The 24543-nt window shown below is 44.1% G+C and carries 20 protein-coding genes; 7 read left to right on the forward strand and 13 right to left on the reverse strand.

The genetic code is table 11. The features are described 5' to 3' along the window. Position 1: 1 nt before the first annotated feature. On the forward strand, positions 2 to 1369 hold the full coding sequence (locus KPL72_RS00705) for a TrkH family potassium uptake protein (protein WP_219701183.1): 1368 nt from the start codon (positions 2 to 4) through the stop codon (positions 1367 to 1369). 209 nt (positions 1370 to 1578) lie between these two features. Here KPL72_RS00705 and KPL72_RS00710 read toward each other — a convergent pair whose 3' ends face one another. From KPL72_RS00710 to rpmH, 5 genes are all read right to left on the reverse strand, one after another. Then, positions 1579 to 2502: an Abi family protein gene (locus tag KPL72_RS00710; RefSeq protein ID WP_219701184.1), complete on the reverse strand. Its 924-nt coding sequence runs from the start codon at positions 2500 to 2502 to the stop codon at positions 1579 to 1581. Positions 2503 to 2751: 249 nt separating this feature from the next. Continuing rightward, positions 2752 to 4131 (reverse strand): tRNA uridine-5-carboxymethylaminomethyl(34) synthesis GTPase MnmE, encoded by a 1380-nt coding sequence (gene mnmE / locus KPL72_RS00715; protein ID WP_219701187.1) that lies wholly within the window; start codon positions 4129 to 4131, stop codon positions 2752 to 2754. A gap of 152 nt (positions 4132 to 4283) precedes the next feature. Continuing rightward, positions 4284 to 5939 (reverse strand): membrane protein insertase YidC, encoded by a 1656-nt coding sequence (yidC, locus tag KPL72_RS00720; RefSeq protein ID WP_212917076.1) that lies wholly within the window; start codon positions 5937 to 5939, stop codon positions 4284 to 4286. 94 nt (positions 5940 to 6033) lie between these two features. Then, positions 6034 to 6432 (reverse strand): ribonuclease P protein component, encoded by a 399-nt coding sequence (gene rnpA / locus KPL72_RS00725; protein WP_219701189.1) that lies wholly within the window; start codon positions 6430 to 6432, stop codon positions 6034 to 6036. Between the two features lie 8 nt (positions 6433 to 6440). Next, complete coding sequence (gene rpmH, locus KPL72_RS00730) at positions 6441 to 6575, reverse strand: 50S ribosomal protein L34 (RefSeq protein WP_012072147.1); 135 nt, start codon at positions 6573 to 6575, stop codon at positions 6441 to 6443. Positions 6576 to 7087: 512 nt separating this feature from the next. Between rpmH and dnaA the strand changes: the two genes are divergently transcribed. The 4 genes from dnaA (at position 7088) to gyrB (ending at position 13397) form a co-directional block, all read left to right on the forward strand. After that, the gene (gene dnaA / locus KPL72_RS00735) at positions 7088 to 8638 is read left to right on the forward strand and encodes a chromosomal replication initiator protein DnaA (protein ID WP_212917077.1); all 1551 of its coding nucleotides are present in this window, start codon (positions 7088 to 7090) and stop codon (positions 8636 to 8638) included. Positions 8639 to 8670: 32 nt separating this feature from the next. Further along, positions 8671 to 9768 (forward strand): DNA polymerase III subunit beta, encoded by a 1098-nt coding sequence (dnaN, locus tag KPL72_RS00740; protein WP_219701191.1) that lies wholly within the window; start codon positions 8671 to 8673, stop codon positions 9766 to 9768. Between the two features lie 98 nt (positions 9769 to 9866). Then, the gene (gene recF / locus KPL72_RS00745) at positions 9867 to 10973 is read left to right on the forward strand and encodes a DNA replication/repair protein RecF (RefSeq protein ID WP_212917079.1); all 1107 of its coding nucleotides are present in this window, start codon (positions 9867 to 9869) and stop codon (positions 10971 to 10973) included. Continuing rightward, positions 10974 to 13397: a DNA topoisomerase (ATP-hydrolyzing) subunit B gene (gyrB, locus tag KPL72_RS00750; RefSeq protein ID WP_219701194.1), complete on the forward strand. Its 2424-nt coding sequence runs from the start codon at positions 10974 to 10976 to the stop codon at positions 13395 to 13397. A 96-nt stretch (positions 13398 to 13493) separates the two neighbouring features. On the opposite strand, the gene KPL72_RS00755 is transcribed toward gyrB, so the two are convergent. Next, complete coding sequence (locus KPL72_RS00755) at positions 13494 to 14339, reverse strand: SDR family oxidoreductase (protein WP_219701196.1); 846 nt, start codon at positions 14337 to 14339, stop codon at positions 13494 to 13496. Positions 14340 to 14422: 83 nt separating this feature from the next. On the opposite strand from KPL72_RS00755, the gene KPL72_RS00760 reads away from it, so the two are divergent. Continuing rightward, positions 14423 to 14836: a winged helix-turn-helix transcriptional regulator gene (locus tag KPL72_RS00760; RefSeq protein WP_212917082.1), complete on the forward strand. Its 414-nt coding sequence runs from the start codon at positions 14423 to 14425 to the stop codon at positions 14834 to 14836. 75 nt (positions 14837 to 14911) lie between these two features. Here KPL72_RS00760 and KPL72_RS00765 read toward each other — a convergent pair whose 3' ends face one another. From KPL72_RS00765 to KPL72_RS00775, 3 genes are all read right to left on the reverse strand, one after another. Further along, positions 14912 to 15664, reverse strand: a complete 753-nt coding sequence (locus tag KPL72_RS00765) for a siderophore ferric iron reductase (protein WP_219701199.1) — start codon at positions 15662 to 15664, stop codon at positions 14912 to 14914. Between the two features lie 45 nt (positions 15665 to 15709). Beyond that, positions 15710 to 17851 carry a TonB-dependent siderophore receptor gene (locus tag KPL72_RS00770; protein ID WP_219701202.1) on the reverse strand — a complete coding sequence of 714 codons (2142 nt, stop codon included), beginning with the start codon at positions 17849 to 17851 and terminating at the stop codon, positions 15710 to 15712. Positions 17852 to 17994: 143 nt separating this feature from the next. Beyond that, a complete protein-coding gene (locus KPL72_RS00775; protein ID WP_219701205.1) occupies positions 17995 to 18915 on the reverse strand; it encodes an AraC family transcriptional regulator in 921 nt (306 codons plus the stop codon). 175 nt (positions 18916 to 19090) lie between these two features. Between KPL72_RS00775 and KPL72_RS00780 the strand changes: the two genes are divergently transcribed. Next, complete coding sequence (locus KPL72_RS00780; RefSeq protein WP_212917086.1) at positions 19091 to 20221, forward strand: MFS transporter; 1131 nt, start codon at positions 19091 to 19093, stop codon at positions 20219 to 20221. 75 nt (positions 20222 to 20296) lie between these two features. Here the strand turns inward: KPL72_RS00780 and gmhB are convergent, their stop codons facing one another. From gmhB to trkA, 4 genes are all read right to left on the reverse strand, one after another. Next, the gene (gmhB, locus tag KPL72_RS00785) at positions 20297 to 20854 is read right to left on the reverse strand and encodes a D-glycero-beta-D-manno-heptose 1,7-bisphosphate 7-phosphatase (protein ID WP_212917087.1); all 558 of its coding nucleotides are present in this window, start codon (positions 20852 to 20854) and stop codon (positions 20297 to 20299) included. Between the two features lie 54 nt (positions 20855 to 20908). Then, positions 20909 to 21382: a Cys-tRNA(Pro) deacylase gene (gene ybaK, locus KPL72_RS00790; protein ID WP_219701208.1), complete on the reverse strand. Its 474-nt coding sequence runs from the start codon at positions 21380 to 21382 to the stop codon at positions 20909 to 20911. A 39-nt stretch (positions 21383 to 21421) separates the two neighbouring features. Beyond that, a complete protein-coding gene (locus tag KPL72_RS00795) occupies positions 21422 to 22870 on the reverse strand; it encodes a TrkH family potassium uptake protein (protein WP_212917089.1) in 1449 nt (482 codons plus the stop codon). Positions 22871 to 22973: 103 nt separating this feature from the next. Further along, entirely contained in the window at positions 22974 to 24347 is a 1374-nt protein-coding gene (trkA, locus tag KPL72_RS00800) for a Trk system potassium transporter TrkA (RefSeq protein WP_212917090.1), read from the reverse strand. Positions 24348 to 24543 lie beyond the last annotated feature (196 nt).

The following is a 24543-nucleotide window of genomic DNA, read 5'->3' on the forward strand; positions in this document are numbered from 1 at the left end:
GATGGTGAATTGGGATCCTGCGGTTACCGCCATAGAGCGTCATCCAAAAGCGGCGAAAAAAATCATGGCGGCGCCACCTTTGATTTTATGTGGTGGTTTTTTACTGCTGATTATTATCGGTACCTTACTGCTTAAATTACCGATTGCCACCACACAACCGATTTCCTGGCTACACAGCGTCTTTACCGCTACGTCTGCCGTCACAGTGACGGGCTTAGTGGTAGAAGACACGGGAACGGCCTTTACCATGTTTGGACAAGTCGTGATTGCGATTTTGATCCAATGCGGCGGCCTTGGCTTAATGACCTTCGCTATCGTCACTCTCGTCGCGTTAGGCGGCCGTATTGGTTTTTTGCAGCGTACGGTAGCCATTGAAGCATTTAATCAAACAGACGCCTCCACCATCGTTTCTACGGCGAAGTCTGTATTACTGTTTTCCTTGATTGTCGAAGTCATCGGTATGTTGATTCTTGCGCTGCATTGGAGTGATTCCTTGGGATGGAAAACCAGTTTATTCCATGGTTTCTTTTACACTATCAGCGCCTTTAATAACGCTGGTTTTGCGCTCTCCTCAGCGAGCTTAATGCCCTACGTGGCTGACCCTATCGTGAATTTTACTATTAGCGGTTTGTTCATCATTGGTGGTTTGGGTTTTTCTGTATGGATTGATCTGATGAAAAATCGCCGCTGGGCGAGACTTTCTTCTTACAGCAAAATGATGATTACCGGCACGATTGTTATCAATTTTGTCGCCCTGCTTGCCATCTATTTTATTGAATACAGCAATCCGAATACTCTTGGTCCATTGAGCGAAACGGGCAAGTGGCTGGCGTCTTGGTTTCAAGCGGTCACCCCGCGCACAGCGGGTTTTAATACTCTTGCCATTGAAGAACTAAGAGACGCGACGACGTCACTGATGTTGGTGCTGATGTTCATTGGTGGTGGGTCCTTGAGTACCGCCAGCGGCATCAAAGTCGTGACTTTTATGTTGTTGGTCTTAGCAACCTACGCTTACCTGCGCCGTGATGAAGAAGTAAACGTTTTTAAGCGCGAGATTCCTAAGGAAGTAATCAGTAAAGCTCTGGCCTTGAGCATGATTTCCATCGGTGTCACTTGGTTGGCTATATTCGTATTACTGGTGAGTGAAAAGCACGCACAGATGATCGACGTTGTCTTCGAAGCCGTATCGGCACTGGGCACGGTTGGCCTTTCTCGTGGTTTGACCGGATCATTGAGTAACACAGGAGAAGGCATCATTATCTTCTTGATGTTCATCGGCCGCCTTGGGCCACTGACGCTCGCCTACTTCCTCGCCAGCCCAAGAAGCAAAAAAGTCCGCTATCCGAAAGTCAAAATGACCGTGGGCTGAAGATTTTCCGAGCTCTAAACCTTTAATGGTTTAGAGCTCAAATACTTTTTTACTTTTTTATCATTTCCCTATACAAAATGAGCCAAAGATACGGCCTAGCAGGTCATCGCTTGTAAAAGCGCCAGTGATTTCGCTGAGGGCTTCTTTGAGATCTTCGGCTAGTAACTTTCCTGCTCCGTAGCCGTGAATTTTTTATCTATCACACCTTCTTAGATCCACAGAGGACGGTTTTCCCAATCAGCGGGAAAACCCATTTTTGCCGGGTCTATGGCATGCGTATTGATTAAGTTTTTGAGTCTCGTTTTCCAGTGATGCCCAGGGGCTATTATATCCATGAGATATAGCATTATTGTCAACGTGTTGTAGAGCTTTTTTAAGTTCCTATCGTTGTGAGGCAAGCGCAAAATGCTATTAATCAAATTGTTCGGACCGACTGTTGGTAACTTCATTTGCTTAGGAAAAACGCGATTCCATAGCCTCGCATGATGGGCAGCTTTGTTTCTCACTAATGATAAGTGTTCGCAAAACGAAGTCATTACTGTTTCATTGAGATTGTAAACCTGACAGATCGCTTTGCGGTCTTGTCTCTCATTGATATTGGAAAACCATTTGGATAATTGCCCCATAGTCATCAGCTCAACTACGGCCCATATGGGAGGTAATGTCTCCTGATACTTAGTTGTTAGATGGCGAATAAAGTCTTCATCGCTTTGATGTACATCTTTTTTCAACTTGTTTAACCCATCTTGATGTCTTCCCGTATTGTGAAATATTGAGGGGTCAAGATGCGGGTGCGCTGTATTATGACGGTGACTTAAGTGATAAGCCATTTGCGTTCTTAATGAGACTTCGATTTTTTCGATAGCATCTAGAAGCAGTAAGCGTAACTCTCGATCAAAAATATAGAGGTTTAGTACATCATCGAACGTTGTACCGGGAGCAACCTGATGAGTCGTGTGATTTGTCTCGAAGGGTAAGCAGTAAGCTGATAGCCGATAATAATTTAGCTGTGAAAGATAAAATTCAGCTTTCGATTGATCTGGAATATCCAAACCATGAGATTGCAGTATCTGAACTTGTTCAGCAAACGTCTTAGGCGGCTTAGTAAAAAGGATTTTGTTCTGGGTAGTCATTTTTCATTCCCCCAGAAACAAGTAACCCCTCGCAGGGCGCTGATCTTACGGGTAGCGGGAGGGGTGTTGTTAGAATTAATTATAGCGACAAATATACTTGTTGCAATGTATTTGTTTAAGATAGCTAAACAACTAGAAAACCAAACATTAATCCAATCCATTGAATTTAAAAACATTTATTGTCGCCTTAATTACAGTTAATTGGCATTTAAACCTGCCATTTTCAACCTTTCTACCAAGTTGCGTATTCTACTTCCCAATACAAAACGAGCCAAAAATGCGGCCTAGCAGGTCATCGCTTGTAAAAGCGCCGGTGATTTCGCTAAGCGCTTGTTGGGCTTCTTTGAGATCTTCGGCGAGTAACTCTCCTGCGCCGTAGCCGTGTAGTTGCTCGTTACCAGCGTCTAAGAAACGGTTGGCTTTGTTGAGCGCTTCTATGTGTCGACGACGAGCGATAAAGCCCCCTTCAGTGGTGCTGTCGAAGCCCATGACGGCTTTTAGGTGTTCAGTTAAACAGGAAACGCCCTCGCCTGTTTTTGCCGATAGAGAGACAACAGAGACGCCTGAGACCATTTCTATACCTGTGCCTTCTTTGGTTAAGTCGACTTTATTGCGTACTAAGGTAAGGTGTTTGGTGTTGCCCAGTTTTTCCATGAATTCTGGCCAGATTTCGCTTGGGTCTTTGGAATCAATGGATTGGCTGTCGACCATCATGAGAATGCGATCGGCTTTGCTGATTTCATCCCAGGCGCGCTGAATACCAATGCGCTCTACTTCGTCTGGGCTGTCACGCAAGCCTGCTGTATCGATAATGTGCAGCGGCATGCCATCAAGGTGGATATGCTCGCGTAAGACGTCTCGTGTCGTGCCTTCTATGTTGGTGACAATGGCGGATTCTTTGCCAGACAAGGCGTTTAACAAGCTGGATTTACCGGCATTCGGACGCCCTGCTATCACCACATTCATGCCTTCGCGGATCAAAGCGCCTTGGTTCGCTTCTTTCAGGACTTCTGCCAGTTTCGTTTGAATGCCAGCCAGCTCCGCTGCGACTTTGCCGTCACCGATGAAGTCGATTTCTTCTTCTGGGAAATCAATCGCGGCTTCTACGTAAATACGCAGATGAATTAAGGCTTCGACCAATTCGTCTACGCGTTTTGAAAAAGCACCTTGCAAGGAACGTAAGGCGCATTTAGCCGCTTGTTCTGAGGTACTGTCGATTAAGTCGGCAATGGCTTCCGCTTGGGTTAAGTCCATTTTGTCATTCATAAAAGCGCGTTCAGAGAATTCGCCCGGACGAGCTAAACGGGCGCCAAGTGCCACACAGTGACTCAGCAGCATGTCCATAATCACTGGGCCGCCATGGCCTTGTAGTTCGAAGACGTCTTCGCCAGTGAAGGAGTTCGGGCCTGGAAAATATAAGGCGATGCCTTCATCAAGCTGTTCTTGATCCGTCGTTTTGAAAGGCACGTAATGGGCATAACGTGGTTTAGGTTCAAAGCCTACTATTTGCTTGGCGATGGCAAGACTTTTTGGACCAGATAAACGAATGATCCCTACGCCACCTCGGCCAGGAGCGGTGGCTTGTGCGGCAATCGTGTCTTGGTCTGTGGCGTATTGGAAATCGGTCATAATCAAACTCTGTGCGGTAAAAGGAAATAAATAGAGGTTATTACTTTTGTTTGTTAGCCATTGTCCGTTAGCAAGACATGCATGGCAATCTAAACGTAAAAAAGGCTTCCCAATGGGAAGCCTTTTTAATCGAAACCTAAACCTATTTGGTATCAGACTTCTTTTTCGATGCGTTTTGTAATCACATACTGTTGCAATATGGATAAGGTGTTGTTCGTTACCCAATATAGAACTAGACCTGCAGGGAACCACAAGAAGAAGATGGAGAATGCCACAGGCATGATCTTCATGATTCGAGCTTGCATTGGATCTGGAGGCGTTGGGTTAAGTGATTGCTGAACAAACATACTGATACCCATCAAAATTGGCAGTATGAAGTACGGATCCATTACTGATAAATCGTGAATCCATAGGAAGAATGGCGCATGACGCAATTCAACGGATTCCATCAATACCCAATACAAAGAAAGGAATACTGGCATTTGAACCAAGATAGGCAAACAACCACCTAATGGGTTGATTTTCTCTTTCTTGTAAAGTGCCATCATTTCCTGCGACATCTTCTGACGGTCGTCACCATACTTTTCTTTCAGCTTGGCAATTTCAGGTCCGAATTTACGCATTTTCGCCATTGAACGGTAGCTTGCCGCTGATAACTTGAAGAAAACAGCTTTTACACAAACTACGATCAAGATAATCGCAATACCCCAGTTGATAACGAAAGACTGGATCAGTGTTAGCAACCAGAAAAGAGGTTTAGCTAACCACCATAACCAGCCGTAATCAACGGTTAGGTCTAGGTTTTCGGCTGTGCTTTCTAGGTGATCTTGTAGTTTTGGACCAACATAGAAAGTAGAGCTTAATGTACCTTGTTTACCTGGTGCAATTTCCACTGGCGTACCAGTGAAACCAACGATATTAAAGTCACCATTGGTACGAGCTTGCAAGGTTACTTTTTGGCCTTGTTCTGGAATCCAAGCAGAAACGAAGTAATGCTGAAGTACCGCAACCCAACCTTTGGTAGTGGTTGTTTTAACAGGCTCTTCTTTCATGTCAGAGAAAGAAACCTTGCTGTATTTCGTTTGTTCATCAGAAATCGCGCCACCTAGATAAGGCTGTAGGCCCATACTAGTTGCTTTGCTTGGATCTGGCGTGTTGTCACGTTTGATCTGAGCAAAAAGATTGCCGCGCCAAGTGCTTGATGATGTGTTGTCCACTGTGATCAATTGGCGAATACGGTATTTACCTTTCATAAAGCGGAAGGTTTTTGTGTATTTCACGCCTTTGGCATCGGTGTAGTACAGATTCACATCAAGCGAGTCTTCACCATCTGCTAGGGTGTAAGCCGTTTTTTCAGATTGGTAAACTGGACGACCTTCAGGAGAAGCGTCTGGACCATTTTGACCAACTAAACCACTTTGAGTCACATAAGTGCGCTCGCTGCCGTCTTCTAGGATGACAAATGGATCTGGCTTGCCTAATTCTTTTTTGTATTGGAGAAGAGCTGCTTCAACTAAGTCACCACCGACAGGATTGATCGCAACACGAAGGGTATCGGTTGTTACTTCAATCAATTTTCCTGGTGCGATTTTTGTCACACTTTGCGGAATTTCGGCATTGGCTTCGGTTGTGCTTTGAGTTGCCGTAGGCAAATCATCGCTCATTTGAGAGTTTGTCTCAGATTGAGACTGTGTGCTTTGAGCTACGCTCTGAGTGGACTGAGGACCATAATCTTGGCTCCACTGTAAAAACAGTAGGTAGCCACTGATAAAAAGCGCACCCCATAAAAAGTAACGTCTGAAATCCATGGTATTCAACTAATTTGTTTGGTTGGACAATAGGTTCACAGAACCCTTATAAAAATCACGCGCTATTAAACCAGCCTTTGGCAGTTTTTTCAGCCTATTTCTGTCTAGATTGGTCGCGTTTTTTATTTTGAGCGGGTTTTAGGGCTTTTTTTGCCAACTGATCCCATGCTTTATCGATTCGGTTGTGCAAATCGGCGTTTTCTAGCTCCTTAATACCTTGTCTCGCTAAGAAGACGATATCTAGACCAGAAAGAGGGATTTTGTGGTGACGAAAGGAATCACGTACCAAACGTTTGATACGATTCCTGCCTACCGCGCGTTTATCCGTTTTCTTAGACACAATAAGACCCAACCGAGTTTGGTCATCATCTCGTTTTCGTGCCAATAAAAGGAATTCGCCTGCGAAGACTTTGGAGGAGGTGTCGTTAAAGACAGATTGATAATCCCCGGCATTCAGAAGTCTGACATGCCGAGGAAAACAATATTCGGTCATCAGCGTACTTATGCGCTTAGAACCTTGCGGCCGCGAGCACGACGACGAGCGATAACTTGACGTCCGCCTTTAGTAGCCATACGAGCACGGAAACCGTGGTTACGTTTGCGTTTTAGAACGCTAGGTTGGAAAGTTCTTTTCATCTTAATTCTCTCACTGAATGCAGTGTTTGAGTTTTGAGGGTTAGCGACCGCCAAGCCTCTACATTTGATTGGTCAAATCAGAGCGCGGATTTTAGAGCCTTTCCTCAGCAAATTCAATGCTTAGCACAGCTTAATTAATAAAAAAATAGCTACACAATCCATCAAACACTTACACACAGAGTTCTACCTAGTTAGTGGATAAAGCGAATCTTATAAAATTATCTTATCCACAATGTAACTATTTAATTAATTTATGTGTATAAAAATCAAAAAGTTAAAAACTTTTCCACTTGTGTGTAACATAAAAATAAATCAACACTATCGTGTGTATAACTAGCGTCTTTATGCACACATAGAAATTTTTATCTACTGCTGTGTATAACCTTGCTTGTTATTAACATTTTCCGATTTAAGGTCGTATGTGGGTTTTTTTTATTTATATGTGGATAACTTTAAGTGCCCGATGTAAAATCCGCTCCTTGTCTGTCACTCAACCAGGGAGTACGTCTACAGTGTCTTTGGAGCATTGGAATCTTTGTCTGCAGCGCTTGCAGGGTGAGTTTTCCACATCTCAGTTCAACACCTGGATTCGTCCATTGCAGGCTGAAATGATGCCGAATGGAGAATTGTGCCTAAGTGCACCAAACCGTTTTGTGTTGGATTGGGTGAGTAACAAATATCAAACGCGCATAAAAGAATTGTTGTCTGAATTTGCTGGCGATGATCTTGCACCTACTTTAAAGCTAGCGGTGAAAGCTCAAAATTTTGCTCAAGCAAATCAGATGTCTCCTCCACCGCCTCCGGTATCAAGTGAACCGACGATCAGCCCTTTAAATAATGAAGTGGCAAGAGAGTCTGGCTATCGCCCAGGTTTTGGCTTAATGGATGACGAAGAAGGCAGCCCAAATGCTGACCTTGAATTTGAAGCACCATTAACCTTGTCTGGTACGGGATTACGTGGTGAGCTTGAACCTTATGAACAGGGTCAACTGCCATTAACGGCGCCCAAACGTAAAGTGCAAGTAGAAGGTGGTATTAACCACGGCGCGAATCTGAATAATTCGTTTACCTTTGATAACTTCATCGAGGGTAAATCCAACCAGCTCGCTCATGCCGCTGCATTGCAAGTCGCTGAGAATCCAGGCGGTGCTTATAACCCTCTCTTTATATACGGTGGGGTTGGCCTGGGTAAAACTCACTTAATGCAAGCCGTTGGTACTGAAATGATGCGTCATAATCCGAATGCTAAGGTGGTTTACCTGCATTCTGAGCGTTTTGTTGCTGACATGGTAAAAGCACTACAATTGAACGCGATTAATGATTTTAAACGTTATTATCGTTCTGTTGATGCTTTATTAATTGATGACATCCAGTTTTTTGCCGGTAAAGACCGTACGCAAGAAGAGTTTTTTCACACCTTTAATGCTTTGTTAGAAGGTGGTCAGCAGATGATTTTGACCTGTGACCGCTATCCTAAAGAGATCCAAGGCTTGGAAGATCGTCTTAAGTCGCGTTTTGGTTGGGGATTAACGGTTGCTATTGAACCGCCAGAATTAGAAACACGAGTTGCCATTTTGATGCGTAAAGCAGATGAAAGTGGTATCAAGTTATCTTATGATTCTGCATTCTTTATTGCTCAGAAAATACGTTCAAACGTACGTGAGTTAGAAGGCGCGCTAAAGCGTGTTATCGCTAACTCGCATTTTACTGGACGAGCGATTACGCCAGATTTTGTTCGCGAATCGTTAAAAGACCTTTTGGCCTTGCAAGATAAGCTGGTAAACATCGATAATATCCAGCGAATTGTGGCGGAATACTACAAAATTAAGATCAGTGATTTGCTGTCGAAACGTCGTAGTCGATCTGTTGCTCGCCCTCGCCAAGTGGCGATGTCGTTAGCTAAAGAATTGACCAACCACAGCTTGCCTGAAATTGGCGATGCATTTGGTGGTCGCGACCATACGACAGCTTTGCATGCGATTCGCAAGATTAAAGAACTGCAAGATACGGATTCTGATATTCGTGAAGACTACAAACAATTGATGCGAATTCTGACCACCTGATGGTCTAAGACTTTGAGTTTACGAGGAAAATAATGAAATTTTCAGTCGTCCGCGAGACACTTCTTAAGCCACTTCAACTAGTGGCAGGCGTTGTAGAGCGCAAACAAACCATGCCCGTCTTGGCCAATGTGTTGGTGGAAGTGAAAGACCAACTATTAACGCTTACTGGTTCTGACTTAGAAGTTGAATTAGTGGGGCATGTGCCATTAGATGAGTGCGAAGAAGGCCGTATTACCGTGCCAGCTCGTAAACTAATGGACATTTGTAAAAGCTTACCAGACAGCGCCGTGATTGAATTTACCTTGGATGACCAAAAAGCGGTTATTCGTTCAGGTCGTTCACGTTTTAGTTTGTCTACTTTACCTGCAGATGAATTCCCGAATATCCAAGATATGCAAGGTGACTTAACGGTTTCTATTGCGCAAAATAGCGTACGTCGTTTGATCGACCGTACGGGTTTTGCGATGGCGAACCAAGACGTGCGTTATTATCTTAACGGCATGTTGCTAGAAGTGGCTGATGGTCAATTACGTGTGGTCGCAACCGACGGACATCGTTTGGCAACCGCAGTTGAAGATGCTCATGTGAATGGCGATTTAACGCAAGTGATCGTGCCTCGCAAAGGTATTTTAGAACTAAACCGCTTGCTAAACGATACAGATGAAGTGGTTGAGCTAACTATAGGTACAAACCATATTCGTGCAAAAGTTGCGGAATATGTGTTCACCTCTAAGTTAGTTGATGGCAAATTCCCAGATTATCATCGTGTTATTCCTCGTAATAATGAAAAAATCGTCATTGCGGATCGTTTGGAATTACGTCAAGTATTCCTTCGTGCATCGATTCTTTCTAACGAGAAATATCGTGGTGTGCGTTTGATTTTGTCTAACGGCATGTTGCAAGTTTTTGCCAATAACCCAGAGCAAGAAGAAGCCGAAGAATCCGTATTGGTGCAATACCAAGGCGACAATATGGAAGTGGGCTTCAACGTGGGTTACTTGTTAGACGTACTAGGTGTCGTAGACGCTCAAGAAGTGCGTTTATCATTGAACGACTCTAACAGCAGCGCCTTGATCGAAGAAGCACAAAGCCACGCAGCACAATACGTTGTGATGCCGATGCGTCTATAATCATCGCTTAGATGATAGACCTATCACCCGCTTGGAAATTTAGTTTTCTAAAATGCCAAGCGGGTTGTCTTCCCTCCCCCAATTAAGGTTTAAGAGTTATGCCGCTGGTGCGTTTGGACATCTCTCATGTTCGCAACCTTTCTAGTGTGCGCTTTGAACCTTCGCCCCAAGTAAATGTGATTGTTGGCAAAAATGGCAGCGGTAAAACCTCGGTTTTAGAAGCCATTCATTTATTGTCATTTGGTCGTTCCTTTCGTAGTCATAAACACAAGACCTATATTCAACACGAAAACGAGGCCTGTATCGTCTTCGCGCAGCTTCATCAAGCGCAAGGCAGTCCTATTCGTGTTGGTTTGCAGCGCTATCGTGATGGTCAAATTGATGTACGTATCCAAGGACAGCGTGCGCAGTCGGTTATCGAGCTTGCAGAACGTCTTCCAGTACAGCTCATTAACCCTGATGCATTTCGATTATTAGAGGGTTCTCCGAGCATTAGACGCCAATTTATCGACTGGGGGGCGTTTCATTTCGATAAAGACTTCATTCAAGCGTGGAGAGGCTGGCAAAAAGCATTAAAACAGCGGAATACCTTGCTCAGACGTGGTAAAATATCGCTCAGTTTATTGGCGGCATTTGATCAGGAATTGATCCGACTGGGTGAGCAAGTCAATCAATCTCGCAAAGCGTATGTGGAAAAATTAACACCGCACTTTGTGAAGGTTTTATCGCTATTAACGACAGAGCTTTCTGTGAGTTTGCAGTTTTTTCAAGGCTGGGATGCACAGAAAGATTTAGCCATGGCGGTTGAAGCGGGACGTGAGCGAGATATCGAGTTGGGGTATACGCACACAGGACCACAAAGAGCGGATTTACGCGTGAAAACAGCGACGGGAGATGCGTTAGATACCTTGTCTCGTGGCCAACAAAAACTTGTTGTTTCCGCATTAAAAATTGCGCAAGGACAGTTACTGATCGATATGGGTCGCCCTCTGGTATTTTTAGTGGATGATTTACCAGCCGAGTTGGATGCTAACCACAGACAGAAACTCTGTCAGTTGTTGGAGTCATTAAACAGCCAAATTTTTATTACCAGTGTCGAGCCCGACACAACGGATTTTACTTGGGCCGACACCACAGACGTTCGTCAGTTTTCTATGACTAATGGCGAATTGTCTTTATTGAGCAAAGGTTTGCAGGAGAGTTAAATGAGTGAAAATAAATACGATTCGTCCAGTATCAAGGTGCTCAAAGGGCTAGATGCCGTACGTAAACGCCCAGGCATGTACATTGGCGATACTGACGATGGCACTGGTTTGCATCACATGGTGTTTGAAGTCGTGGATAACTCCATCGATGAAGCCCTTGCTGGTCACTGTGACACGATCACAGTACTGATTCACCCTGATGAATCGATTTCTGTTTCGGATAACGGCCGTGGTATTCCGGTTGATATGCACGAAGAAGAAGGCGTTTCCGCAGCCGAAGTTATCATGACGGTACTTCACGCTGGTGGTAAGTTTGACGATAACTCATACAAGGTTTCCGGTGGTCTTCACGGTGTAGGTGTTTCTGTAGTAAACGCCCTATCTGAAGAACTGACTTTGACGATACGCAAAAACGGCAAAGTATACGAACAACACTACAAACATGGTGTTCCACAAGCACCTCTTGCGATTGTTGGTGATTCTGACGGCAAGGGTACAACGGTTCACTTTAAACCTTCTCCAGCTACCTTTACTAACATCTTATTTTATTATGACATCTTGGCTAAACGCCTACGTGAATTGTCATTCTTGAACTCTGGTGTTGCCATCAAATTGAAAGATGAGCGCTCTGGTAAAGAAGAATTCTTCAACTACGAAGGTGGTTTGCGTTCTTTTGTTGAGCATTTGAATACCAACAAAACGCCAATCAACGATATTTTCCACTTCATCTGCCAGCGTGATGACCTAGAAGACGGTATCGCTGTAGAAGTCGCATTGCAGTGGAACGAAGGCTTCCAAGAAAACATCTACTGTTACACCAACAACATTCCACAACGCGACGGTGGTACTCACCTTGCTGGTTTCCGTGGTGCGTTAACGCGAACGTTGAACAACTTTATTGAAAAAGAAGGTCTCGCGAAAAAGCAAAAAGTCGCAACGACAGGCGATGATAGCCGCGAAGGTTTGACTGCGATCGTATCGGTAAAAGTACCGGATCCGAAATTCTCTTCTCAGACCAAAGACAAACTAGTGTCTTCTGAAGTAAAAACAGCCGTAGAACAAGAAATGGCTAAACGTTTTTCTGAGTATTTACTTGAGAAACCTGGCGAAGCCAAAATCATTGTTAACAAAATGATCGATGCGGCTCGTGCCCGTGAAGCAGCACGTCGTGCTCGTGATATGACTCGCCGTAAAGGCGCGTTGGATATCGCAGGCTTGCCGGGTAAATTGGCCGATTGTCAGGAAAAAGACCCAGCGCTTTCTGAAATCTACCTAGTGGAGGGTGACTCTGCAGGTGGCTCGGCAAAACAAGGTCGTGATCGTCGTACGCAAGCTATTTTGCCTCTTAAAGGTAAAATCTTGAACGTCGAGAAAGCCCGTTTTGACAAAATGCTCGCGTCTGTTGAAGTTGGTACCCTGATTACTGCATTAGGTTGTGGTATCGGCCGTGACGAGTTCAACGCCGACAAATTACGTTACCACAGCATCGTTATCATGACCGATGCCGACGTCGATGGATCGCACATTCGTACCTTGCTTTTGACTTTCTTCTTCCGTCAAATGCCAGAAATCATCGAACGTGGCCACATCTTCATTGCACAACCACCTTTGTTCAAAATAAAACGTGGTAAGCAAGAACAGTACATCAAAGATGAAGCAGCGATGGATCAACATCTAATCGAAGTAGCGTTAGATGGTGCTCATATGCACGTCAACGAAGATGCTCCAGGCATCCAAGGCGAGCATTTAGCGAAATTAGTACGTGATTACATCCACATTGAAGCCGATGTTGAACGTTTGTCTCGTGTGTATCCAAAAGATGTAATGGGCAAACTTCTGTACTGCAAAGCCCTAACACAAGAAGACTTAACCAAAGAAGCCGCTGTATTGGAATGGGTTGAAGCTATCCGTAGCCAAATGCCACAAGATGCTCGTACCGGTTTCCGTTTTGACTTCTCTGTAGAGAAAGACGACGAACGTAACATTTATTTGCCAGTTGTCGACATCATGTCTCACGGTGTTTCTAACCGCTACCGCTTTGAAGGCACCTTCTTCAACTCACCAGAGTACAAACGTATTGTAGCTATGTCTGAAACCGTAGCTGAATTGTTTGGTGAAGAGTCTTACATTCAACGTGGCGAACGTCGTGAAGTGGTTAAAACCATCAGCGACATGAAAGCATGGTTGATGAAAGAAGCGTCTCGCGGCATGACTATCCAGCGTTATAAAGGTCTGGGCGAGATGAACCCTGAGCAACTTTGGGAAACCACTATGGACCCAGAAGCGCGCCGTATGCTTCGCGTCACCATCGACGACGCTGTTGCCGCTGACCAAATGTTCACCACCTTGATGGGTGACGAAGTAGAACCACGTCGTAACTTCATCCAAGAAAACGCCTTGAACGTAGCGAACCTAGACGTATAAGTCTTAGTTTATTCAATAAAAAAGCGGTTAGAGTGAAAGCTCTAACCGCTTTTTTTTATACTTAATTTTTATACCTAAATTTAGGTATAAAAATGCTTACAACGCCGCTTTGATGCTGTCTTCAATAGATGTGGTTGGGCGGCCAATTAGAGTGGATAAATCTTTGCTGTCACTGAACAGGCCGCCTTTGGAGGCGCCGACTTCCGAGTTAGCAAGGATGGCGGCGAAGCCTTCTGGCAAGCCTGCACCTACTAGAATCTTGGTGTATTCCGCTTCAGGAACGTTTTGGTATGTCACGGTTTTGCCTGATACCTTGCTAATCGCTGCAGCGTATTCGCTTAGTGTGAAGGCATTGTCCCCTGCTAGTTCATACACTTTGCCCGCTTGTCCGTCTTTTAAGAGTACAGCAGCGGCGGCTTCTGCGTAATCAGCACGTGTTGCCGTCGAGAATTTGCCTTCTTCAGCACAGCCTACAACACCGTATTCCAAGGCAGTTGCTAGGCTCATTGTGTAGTTTTCTGAGTACCAGCCATTGCGAAGTAGTACATAAGGTACGTCCGATTCTGCCAACATGCTTTCTGTTGCCACATGTTCTTGTGCAAGGATAAGAGGAGATGCATCGGCGTTTAGGATACTGGTGTAAGCAATCAAAGATACACTAGCTTGTTTTGCCGCGTTGATGACATTTTGGTGTTGTGGGGCACGTTGGCCCACTTCGCTTGAAGAGATTAATAATACTTTTTCAACGCCTTGCATTGCTGCAACAAGAGCGTTTTGGTCTGTGTAATCAGCTTGACGAACTTGTAAGCCCTTTTCAGCTAAGTCTTTTACGCTGTCTGGATTACGAACGGCAGCGATGATGTTGCTTGCCGCTGTTTTCTCTAATAGTGATGCAATCACGAGACGGCCAAGTTGGCCAGATGCGCCAGTTACTAAAATCATATTATTCTCCTTTGAGTTTCGAGTAGATAGAAGTAGAATATACCACTAACAAACTTTTAGTAAGTACGTACAAAAAGGTAAGTATGGAAAATAATTTACAAAATTCTCAGAACGGTATGGCTCACTTATTTGATCGGGGGGATGTGTTTTCAGACAAGTGCCCTTCGCGTGATATTTTGAAACATGTCACCAGTCGTTGGGGTGTGTTGGTGTTGGTTGCTCTTAAAGATGGTGACATACAGCGCTTTAGTGAATTGCGTCGTAAGATTGTGGGTGTCAGTGAAAAAATGCTCGCACAAACCCTTCAATCTTTGGAATTAGATGGCTTTGTTTTACGCACTTCTTATCCTGTCGTGCCGCCTCATGTGGAATATAGTCTGACGGATTTAGGACTTGAAGTGTCCGTTCGAGTGGCTAGTTTGGCTGATTGGATTGAAGATAATATTACCGATATTTTGGCTGTACAATCACAACGAAATGAAGAATTAGTTTTTTAGATTCCTATTTATTAGGATTTAAGCGAGAGTAAGTACTTACACTAAGTTACTTTTTATAACGATCACTTACCTTTATCAACCTTGATTAATTGCATTTTGCTGTTTTTGTTTTGCGTTTTTTGTGTGCAGTCTAGGGCAGTTTGTACAGAGCTCTCCTCCGTCACGGCGAAAGTGCAAGCAGCAAGTATGACGCACAAAAACAGGCGTTTCTGTTTCTTGCTGACTTAGCCCCGCAAGAGGTTTTAATGGCAAATTCATCTCTTGCGCCCAAAGTTGAAAATCCGTTTCGAGGTTGTATTTTTGCTCATCGGGCAACAAGTTATTTATAGCAATTAGCGCACTCATTAACTGATCAGCAAGCAAACCTTGATAAAGTGCCGGTCTTCCACCAAAGGCATCAACGTGAGCTGTTTCAAATGATTGGAACATTATATTGATCTGTTCACTCGCTGTTTTGATAAGTGTCTCGTGACTTCCCTCTTGCCATATCCCATCTGGTAAAAAATACCCTGCGACCATCTCGCCGCTTTGTTTTTGTTCTATATCTTGCAAGCGCAGCGGTACCGCTTTGAGCTGATAAACGCAGATCATTGCCAGATAGATTGGTTGCCAGCAAGCCAATCCCCAACACCGTATACGCCAATAAGGCGCACCCGTTTCTGGGTGCGCCTTTTGTAGTGTTTCATGTAAAACAAGCAATGCTTGCTCTGGCTCTTTGGTTGACAAGTTTGTTGTGCTTTGTTTCTCCTCAGACAAACTTTCTTGCCCATCCAGTACAGCGATATAAGACCTTGCGATCTTGAAAAGACGATCTATAAGTCTTTCCATGTTTTTTACCTCTAAGTAATGCTTCTAAGTTGCGCCATGAGATATCTAGAACTCATAGCGGGCGCTAATTTCGAAGGCTCTTTTGTCTCCGAACCAGCAGTTGGATTCGTCGTAGCAGCTGTAATAGGTTTTATCGAATACGTTGCTCATCGAAAATCTCACGCTGGTTCCTTGCCATTGTGGAGACAGCATAGATAAGTCGTAACCTATGGATAAATCGACCAAGGTAAAAGACGGTACGGTATTAGAGTTCGCTGCGTCGAGCTGCATTTGACCAACATAACGTACGCCTGCACCGAGTGATGCACCGGCTAATGTTCCTTCTGTTGGCGCATAAGTTAGCCAAGTATTAAATTGCTTTTTGGGTACCCAAACCGGTGTATTACCTTCTATGCCGCTATTGTCTTTGGTGACTTCAACGTCTTGAAGTGTATAAGCTGCTTTTACCGTGATGTCTGGTGTGATGACTTGCTGTAACTCAAGTTCGATACCACGAGATTGCATTTCCCCCACTTGAACCTTTTGGCTGTAGTCTGTGCTGTCTGGGTCGCGGGTCAGTACATTGCGTTTGGTGATCTCAAAGGCAGTTATACTAGCGGTAACATCTCGTCTTTTGTATTTTAGACCTGCTTCCCATTGGTCGGCTGTTGAGGTATCAAAAGTCTTACCATTGCGGTCAGAGCCTGTGATTGGCTCGAAGCTTTGAGCATAACTAACGAATGGCGCGAGGCCATTATCAAATTCATACAGTGCGCCGGCTCGACCACTAAACTGACTCTGATCTACTTTGGTGTTTGTGGTTGCTCCGTATTTACGACCCTTTTCAGTTGCTTTGAATTGATCATAGCGACCACCGGCAATAAAGACCCATTGATCAAGGCGTATTTGATCTTGTAAGTAGACGCCCGTTTGCTCTTTGTCGATAGTAAAATCGCTGCTGTATCCGGACCCTGCGAAGTCTAGGTTATCTCTTATAATTTGGCTGTGATTTGGGTTATAGAGATCGATGCTAGGCGCTACGGCATCTTCGTATATAACGTCAGATTTGAGCTTGAGGTAATCTACGCCGACTAAGATATTGTGCTCGGCATTGCCAATATCAAAAACACCTGAAAATTGGTTATCTAGATTGATACCTTCGGATTTTTCGTCTGTGAGATAGGCACGACGATTTAGGGTTCTTTCATCACTGTCTAGCGAAGAAGAATAGGTGTTCTCTTGGTACGCTTTTGCCGTGGTGAAACGAGCATTTTGAAGAAAGCTCCAAGTATTATTTACTTTATGGTCGAGTTTATAACCAAGTAAAAGTACATCTCTGTCGTAGGTTTCCCAGTTTATGTCGCCCGCATAAGCATCTGAAGATAGTTTCCCATTGGTGCTGCTATAGACGGTGCCTTTTGATGGCAAGGTAGAATAAATGCCCATTTTGGGATCTTTTTGATAATACATATTGAGGTTAAGCATGGTGCTATCGCTGATTTTCCAATCAATAGAAGGCGCTATCATGATGCGCTCTTCTTCCGATGTGACGGCTTGTCCGTCTTTTTGTCGAAACAGCCCAACGACGCGATAGTTCATTTTGTCGTTAATCGCGCCGGTACTATCGATTTGTGTTTCGAGTTTACTGTCGCTACCTAATGTTAATTCCACACTATGTTGGCTCTCAGGTTGAGGTGCTTTACTGATGAGATTCACCATGCCACCGGGAGGCATAGCGCCATAAAGCGTCGAGGTTGGACCTTTGAATACTTCAACTTGTTCTACCGCTGCCATGTCGATTTGTGGCTGTAGGTTCCAATCGTTATAAAGTAGCTGCAGCCCATCATAGTAGGCTTTGTCGTTCTCGAATCCTCGAATATTGAAAAAATCCAATCGTGTTACTGCGCCGCCACGTAATTCAGTATTAATGCCTGAGGTATATCGGACAGCTTCCGCAACCGTTTCCGTGCCTCTTTGCTCCAGCATACTTTGCTCAACTATAGAAATGGCTTGGGGTGTTTCTTCTGGATCTAATTGGGTTTTGGTCGCTGTATTACGATATGTCTGCCCCTTCACCATTAATGTACTTAATTGATCTTCTAACCTTGTATCTGTTGCTTCTGACCTGTCAGCTGCAAGAGAGTGAGACGATACAGATGACATTGCTAAAGCAAGTAAGGTGAGTTGGAAATGCACAGACGGTTTCATGTTAACTCCGAGAATAGAATAAAACAATATTGATAATGAATCTCATTCTATTTTTATTGAAAACATAAAACTTAACCTTTTGGTGCATCTTCAGTAATAGGAAAAGTCAGAGGAAGAAACCATAGGTCTAGACTTTATAGCGGTCATCTTGGCTTTATTGGAAGCCAATATTCCATGTAGCTCTGTGGACTGTTTGGATCGTAATCAGGCTCGTACACTTCTAGTTCATAACCTTGAACACCGTAATAATTGGACTCAGGTAACCATTGGTAGATAAACCACTCTAATGCTTTTTCAACTGCCGACGACTTTCCATAAACGGGAATGACAGCGTATTCTTGAAGTGGCACGGTCACCGTATCTAACTGCCTGGTATTAAATGGGTTGGCGCCGTTAAAAGTTATTGAAGGCGATGGTTTTATTGGCTCTAAGTACCCTGCCCAATAAAGCATTTGATTTGGATGTTTAGCATGGTCTTGAGTGTCTATTATGCCAATTGGGCGAGAACCTTTTGCAATCGTGCTTATTTCTGAAATAACTTGAGACCAAAGCTGTGGAACCCGTTCTGAAAAATCCGGAGTAGAAGACAGTAATCCTCGAATCCAATCGCACTTGCCTTGAACTTGAAAGCCATCGCGACTTTCAATGCGTATTTGTGTGAAGGATTTTAGCGTCTCTGTTTGGGTTTTATTAGGGCGTCTGTATTGTAGTGGCGTACGTAATCCATAACGCTTCCCACGTTGGCGATAATCTCTAGGGGTACAGTTGAACATGTGTTTAAAGGCCCGAGAGAAGCTTATTTCCGAGTCAAAGCCACATTGTATTGCAATATCCATGTGTCTAGTTTTGCTTGATAGTAACAGTTCGGCGGCTTTGCTTAAGCGTAACTCTCTTATGTACTGAGCAACGGTAAGGCCTGTTGTCTGACCAAATACCCGTTGAAACTGCCAGCGTGACCAGCAGCTTTTTTCTGCTAAGCTGGTTACGTGAATAGGCTCATCCAAGTGTTCGTGGATGTAGTCTAAAACCTTTTCTATGCGAGTTAGTCTGTCTTGGTTAGCCATGAATAGAACATTTTAAAATAATAACCATTATCATCTAATTCGAACTCCTTGCCAATCGATTCTATGGGCGTTAGAGATTTTCTTAGCGGTGTCTATTAATTAATCAAGTTGCGTGATTAAATCCAAATACCAATGCTCTCTTTAGATTAAAAAAATAAAAAATGGACACTGCTTTATGAAGGAATTAACTCGAACTACGCTGTATTGCGCCATGTTTATTGCTGCGGGCTCGGTTTCGGGTTTGTTGGGACCAAGTTTGATATATTTGGCCGATTTAATTAATGCCTCCGTTGCTGAAATCTCTATCGTCTTTAGTGCGCGAGCAATTGGTAATATTCTTGGTGCTTTGTTAGCAGGCCGTATGTTCGATCGTTGGCAAGGTCATCATTATCTTATAGTAATGCTACTTTGCGTGATTACTGGATTGGTGCTGGTACCCTTCTCGACTAGCTTATTTATGCTGGTGGTGTTGTTCTTTTTGCTGGGAGCATCGGAAGTGTCAGTCAATGCGGGAGGCAATATGATGATGTTGTGGCTGCATAAAGAAAAAGTTGGCTCATATGTCACCATTTTGCATTTATGTTACAGCGCAGGTTGTATGTTGGCACCCTTGATTTTGGTTTTCGCGCAATGGACGGGGCATGGCTATGGTGCAGGTTATTGGATGGTTGCTCTATATGCGGTGTTGTTGCCATTTTTATTATGGCGACAACCTAGTCCAACATTCGAACTTAGAGCCAGCGAAGTGGTACCAGCAACAAAACAAAAAGCGACTTTCTTGGCTTTTCTGACAGTTATCTTCTTGTATGTGGGTTTTGAAATTACCATCGCTGGCTGGATCACTACTTATGCTGTTATGTCCGGTGAAGATCAAAATACCGCAGCGATCTTAGTAACTTGGTTCTTTGTTAGCTTATCTCTGGGTCGTTTGTTCTCGGTATTCCTGCTGCGTTGGATTACGCCTCGACAAGGTATTTATGGTTTGCTGGTGGTGAGTTTCACGGGAAGTTTGGTGATGGTCTTGTCTGATGCTTCGCTGGTGATGATTGCTTTGTGGTTGGGTTTGGGGTGTTCCGCGTTTTTCCCCATGTTGTTTTCATATGCTAATAGCATAATGTCGCTCAATGGCAAACGTACGGGTTATGTTTTTGTCTGTTGTGGACTAGGAGCTTTGGTGGCTCCGTCGCTAACTGGACCAATTATTGAGGCGTTTAGCGCCGCAGCGTTTCCGTATCTTTTATTGGTTCTAGCGCTATTAATGGCGTTGAGTTGGCAGAGATTGGCTGGGATGACGCGAGGCAAGTAGTTACTATCAATAAAATACCTTGTTAGTGAATAGTCACTAACAAGGTATTTTAGGGAATAAATTCTCTTAATCCGATTAGCTGTATTTATGCAGTGTTGCAATAGTAAACGCGGCAAGGTCTGTATAAACGGTGAATGGGAAATCTATCGTCTTGTACTGCGTTTCACGGCCCTTTCCTGTTAAAACTAGTACAGGTGAACATCCGCGTACATTTCCTGCCTGAAGGTCTCGTAGAGAGTCTCCGACCATAATGGCTGGGTGATCTTCAAATGATAAGCCAAGCTCTGCTTCAATCGCTTCAATCATGCCGCTTTTTGGCTTGCGACAGTTGCAGTTATCATCAGGTCCATGGGGGCAATATTGAATGCCGTCTATTTTGCCGCCCTCTGTTTCTACCAGTGTTGTCATTTTATCGTGCATAGTCTGTAGTGTGGCTTCGTCATAATAACCGCGAGCAATACCTGACTGGTTCGTCACCACAAAGACTTTAAAGCCTGCTTTGGAAAGTGCAGCGATGGATTTGATGCTGCCTGGAATGGGCTGCCATTCTTCTACTGATTTCACATAAGCGTCTGAGTCTTGGTTAATGACGCCGTCTCGATCTAATAAAATAATGGGTTTAATTTGCGCCATGGAGAATGCCTTTTTTTAAATTGAGAGAGTCGATTCGCAGGGTAATCTTTTATGTTACTTGGTTTCGCCAATCTCTGCGAAGATGGCGTTACGACAAGCGAGACTTAGGTCGTTTGGTGCTAGACCAATATCCAGTCCTCGCTGTCCGCCGCTGACATAGATTTTTTCAAATTTCTGCGCACTTTGGTCAATACAAGTGACGAGGCTTTTCTTTTGCCCTACTGGGCTGATACCGCCAACCAAATAACCAGTAAGTCGCTCGGCATCTTTAACCTCTGCCATGTGCAATTTTTTAACGCCTAGTGCACTGGCCGCTCGTTTTAAATTTAAGGTACCTGTCACTGGCACAATGGTAACGAAGGTGTTTTTGTCGTCGGTGACTAGTAGAGTCTTGAACACACAAGCAGGATCGAGATTGAGTTTCTCTGCGGCCTCTTCGCCAAAATTAGAACAATGTGGATCGTGTTCATATTCGTGAATACTAAACGCAATCTTCAGTTTTTTAAGCTGGTTGATGGCTGGTGTCACTGTCTTAATCCTTACGTGTTATCTAATTTTTAGCGCTTTTTATTTTTGCCAAAACATTGGAGTGAACAATACCAACAGGGTAAAGACTTCCAAACGACCCAACAACATAGAAAAACACAGCATCCATTTTGCAGGATCACTGACACTGGTGAAACTGGCAGCTACGTCGCCAAGACCTGGACCAAGGTTATTCAATGTTGCAGCAACAGCAGACCAAGCCGTAACTTGATCCAATCCTGTTGCCATTAGGCCAATCATTAGCACTACGTAAACCAGTAAGTATGCCGAGAAGAATCCCCATACTGCAGACACGACTCTTTCATTGATGGCTTTGCCGCCAACTTTAACGGGAATAACGGCATTTGGGTGGATCAAGCGTTTGATCTCTCGCATACCTTGTTTGAGGATCAAGAGGATACGAATCACCTTCATGCCGCCACCAGTCGAACTGGCACAGCCACCGACAAACGATGTGACGATCAACAAGAATGGTAAGAAATGTGGCCAGCTAGCGAAGTCGGATGTACCAAAACCAGAGGTAGTTGCGATGGAAACACTTTCGAATACCGCATAGCGAATCGATGTACTCCAATCGTAAGTCGATGTCATGGCAAGCACGAGAGTCGACAAAATAACCGTACAAGACAGTATCAATAAAAAGAAACGTGCTTCAGGATCTTTAAAATAATGCCATACACTTTTGTGACGCCAAGCGTAGAAATGCAGAGCGAAGTTGAATGCCGAGACAATCATAAAGAAGGTACAAATCATTTCGATAGCGACACTATTGAAGTAACCGATACTCTCATCATGAGTGGAGAAACCACCGATTGCGACAGTCGAGAAACTATGGCAAATCGCGTCGAACAAACTCATCCCTGCGATCCAATATCCTAAGGCACAAACGCTGGTTAAGGTCGCATAAATATACCAAAGGGCTTTTGCCGTTTCGGCAATGCGTGGCGTCAATTTGGTGTCTTTTACTGGCCCTGGCGTTTCAGCACGATACAACTGCATACCACCGATACCCAACATAGGCATGATGGCAACGGCCAAAACGATGATCCCCATACCGCCTAACCAAGTGAGCAACTGGCGATAAAACAAAATCGACTTAGGTAAGCCATCAATACCCGTAAGGATAGTTGCCCCTGTGGTGGTGAGTCCAGAAATGGATTCGAACAAGGCATCAGTAAAGGTCAAGTCTGGCGTTTCTGCCAAAAAGAAAGGCACCGAACCGAACAAGCCTAGGACGGTCCAGAACAAGACAGTGACCAAGAAACCGTCACGAATTTTTAACTCCCCACGTTCTTTCCGAACAGGGAACCATAGAAGAAAGCCGCCTAATATATTGATACCCAATGCATACAAAAAGGCATTGAGTGCGCCATCGGAATAAATCAGAGAAACGATAATTGGTGGAATCAGTGACACACTGAACACCATTACCAATAATCCGATGACACGTAAAATAACACTAAAATGCATACTTGCTTCCTTTAGTCTGGCGATGTTCTGTTGCCAGACCGGCGTTAAAAATCTGCTGAAGCCAAATGATGTTGGCTTCTACTTTTGCTAAAAAACGTTCAAATTAGAAGAAGGTTAATCCTACTTGGAAGAGCTGCTCTACCGCTGGAATTTGCTTTTTATTGGTCACGAAAATGATGACGTGATCTTCTGCTTGGATCACCAGTTCGCTGGTGGCGACAATCAAATCGTCTGCACGAACGATAGCACCAATAGTTGCGCCTTCAGGCAAATTCAAATTGGCAATGCTGCGGCCAACGACTTTTGAAGAACGATAATCACCGTGCGCGACTGCCTCTAATGCTTCCGCAGCACCTTTGCGCATCGAGTGAACGTTCACCACGTCACCGCGTCGAATATAACTTAGTAGCGAACTGATGGTAGTTTGTTGCGGCGAAATCGCAATGTCGATCATGCCTTCTTGAACGATATCGACGTACGCAGGGTTATTGATGATGGTCATAACCGTACGAACGCCGAGTACTTTTGCCAACATAGAAGACATGATATTGGCTTCGTCGTTGTTGGTTAAAGCACAGAATACATCGGTGGATTCGATGTTTTCTTCAAGCAGCAGTTCCTGCTTAGACGCATCGCCGTTTAGCACAATTGTGTTGTCCAAGGTTTCGGACAAATAACGGCAACGTTCAGGATCGCGTTCGATGATTTTAACGCGGTATTCTTTTTCCAAACTCTGTGCCAAACGTTCACCAATGTTACCGCCGCCAGCGATGATAATGCGTCGATAAGGAACATCCAAAGGACGCAGTTCACTCATTACATCTAAAACATCTCGTTGAGCCGTTAGAAAAAAGACTTCGTCGTTGGCGCGAATGTGTGTATTGCCGTCAGGAGAAATGGATTTACCATCACGATAAATTGCTGCAATACGCGTTTGGATCGACGGCATGTGTTCTTTTAAGAAACTGATAGGTTGATCAATCAGTGGACCGCCCTTTTCTGCTTTGACGACGACTAGCTGTACTTTGCCTTCCGCAAATTCCATCACCTGCAACGCGCCTGGATAACGAATCAAACGGCTTAAATGTTTAGTTACTTCTTTTTCTGGGCTGATACGAACATCCATTGGAATGGCTGAATCAACAAAGAGTTCTGGATAATTTGCATAAGCGCTAGAACGGACACGACCGATTTTAGTCGGTGTTTTAAACAAGGTGTGAGCAATCTGACAGGCGATCATATTGGTTTCGTCTTGGTTGCTCACCGCAATTAGCATGTCGGCATCGTTGCAACCAGCTTGATCTAATACAGCTGGATGTGAACCACTGCCTTCAACCGTTTGAATGTCGAGACGATCTTGCAGCTCTCTAAGGCGGGTTAAATCTGTATCAATGACGGTAATATCGTTATCTTCACTTGCCAAGTTTTCCGCAAGCGTGGCGCCAACCTGCCCCGCGCCTATAATGATGATTTTCATAGTCTGCCTTAGAGCGTTATTTTTTTCGGCTCTTTGTTTAGTGTATTAATTCAAATGTCAAAATTGAGTTGTTTGGTTGATCGAGCGTGCATATTTTTTGCTCGAATCAAGTAGAGCAAGTTTACCCACATAAGGACAATTATTTAACTTGAACTTGATAAATACTCGTAATTATTTTGGATGATCGTGTAATGAG

The sequence above is a fragment of the Marinomonas lutimaris genome, assembly GCF_019426345.1.
Classification (GTDB): domain Bacteria; phylum Pseudomonadota; class Gammaproteobacteria; order Pseudomonadales; family Marinomonadaceae; genus Marinomonas; species Marinomonas lutimaris.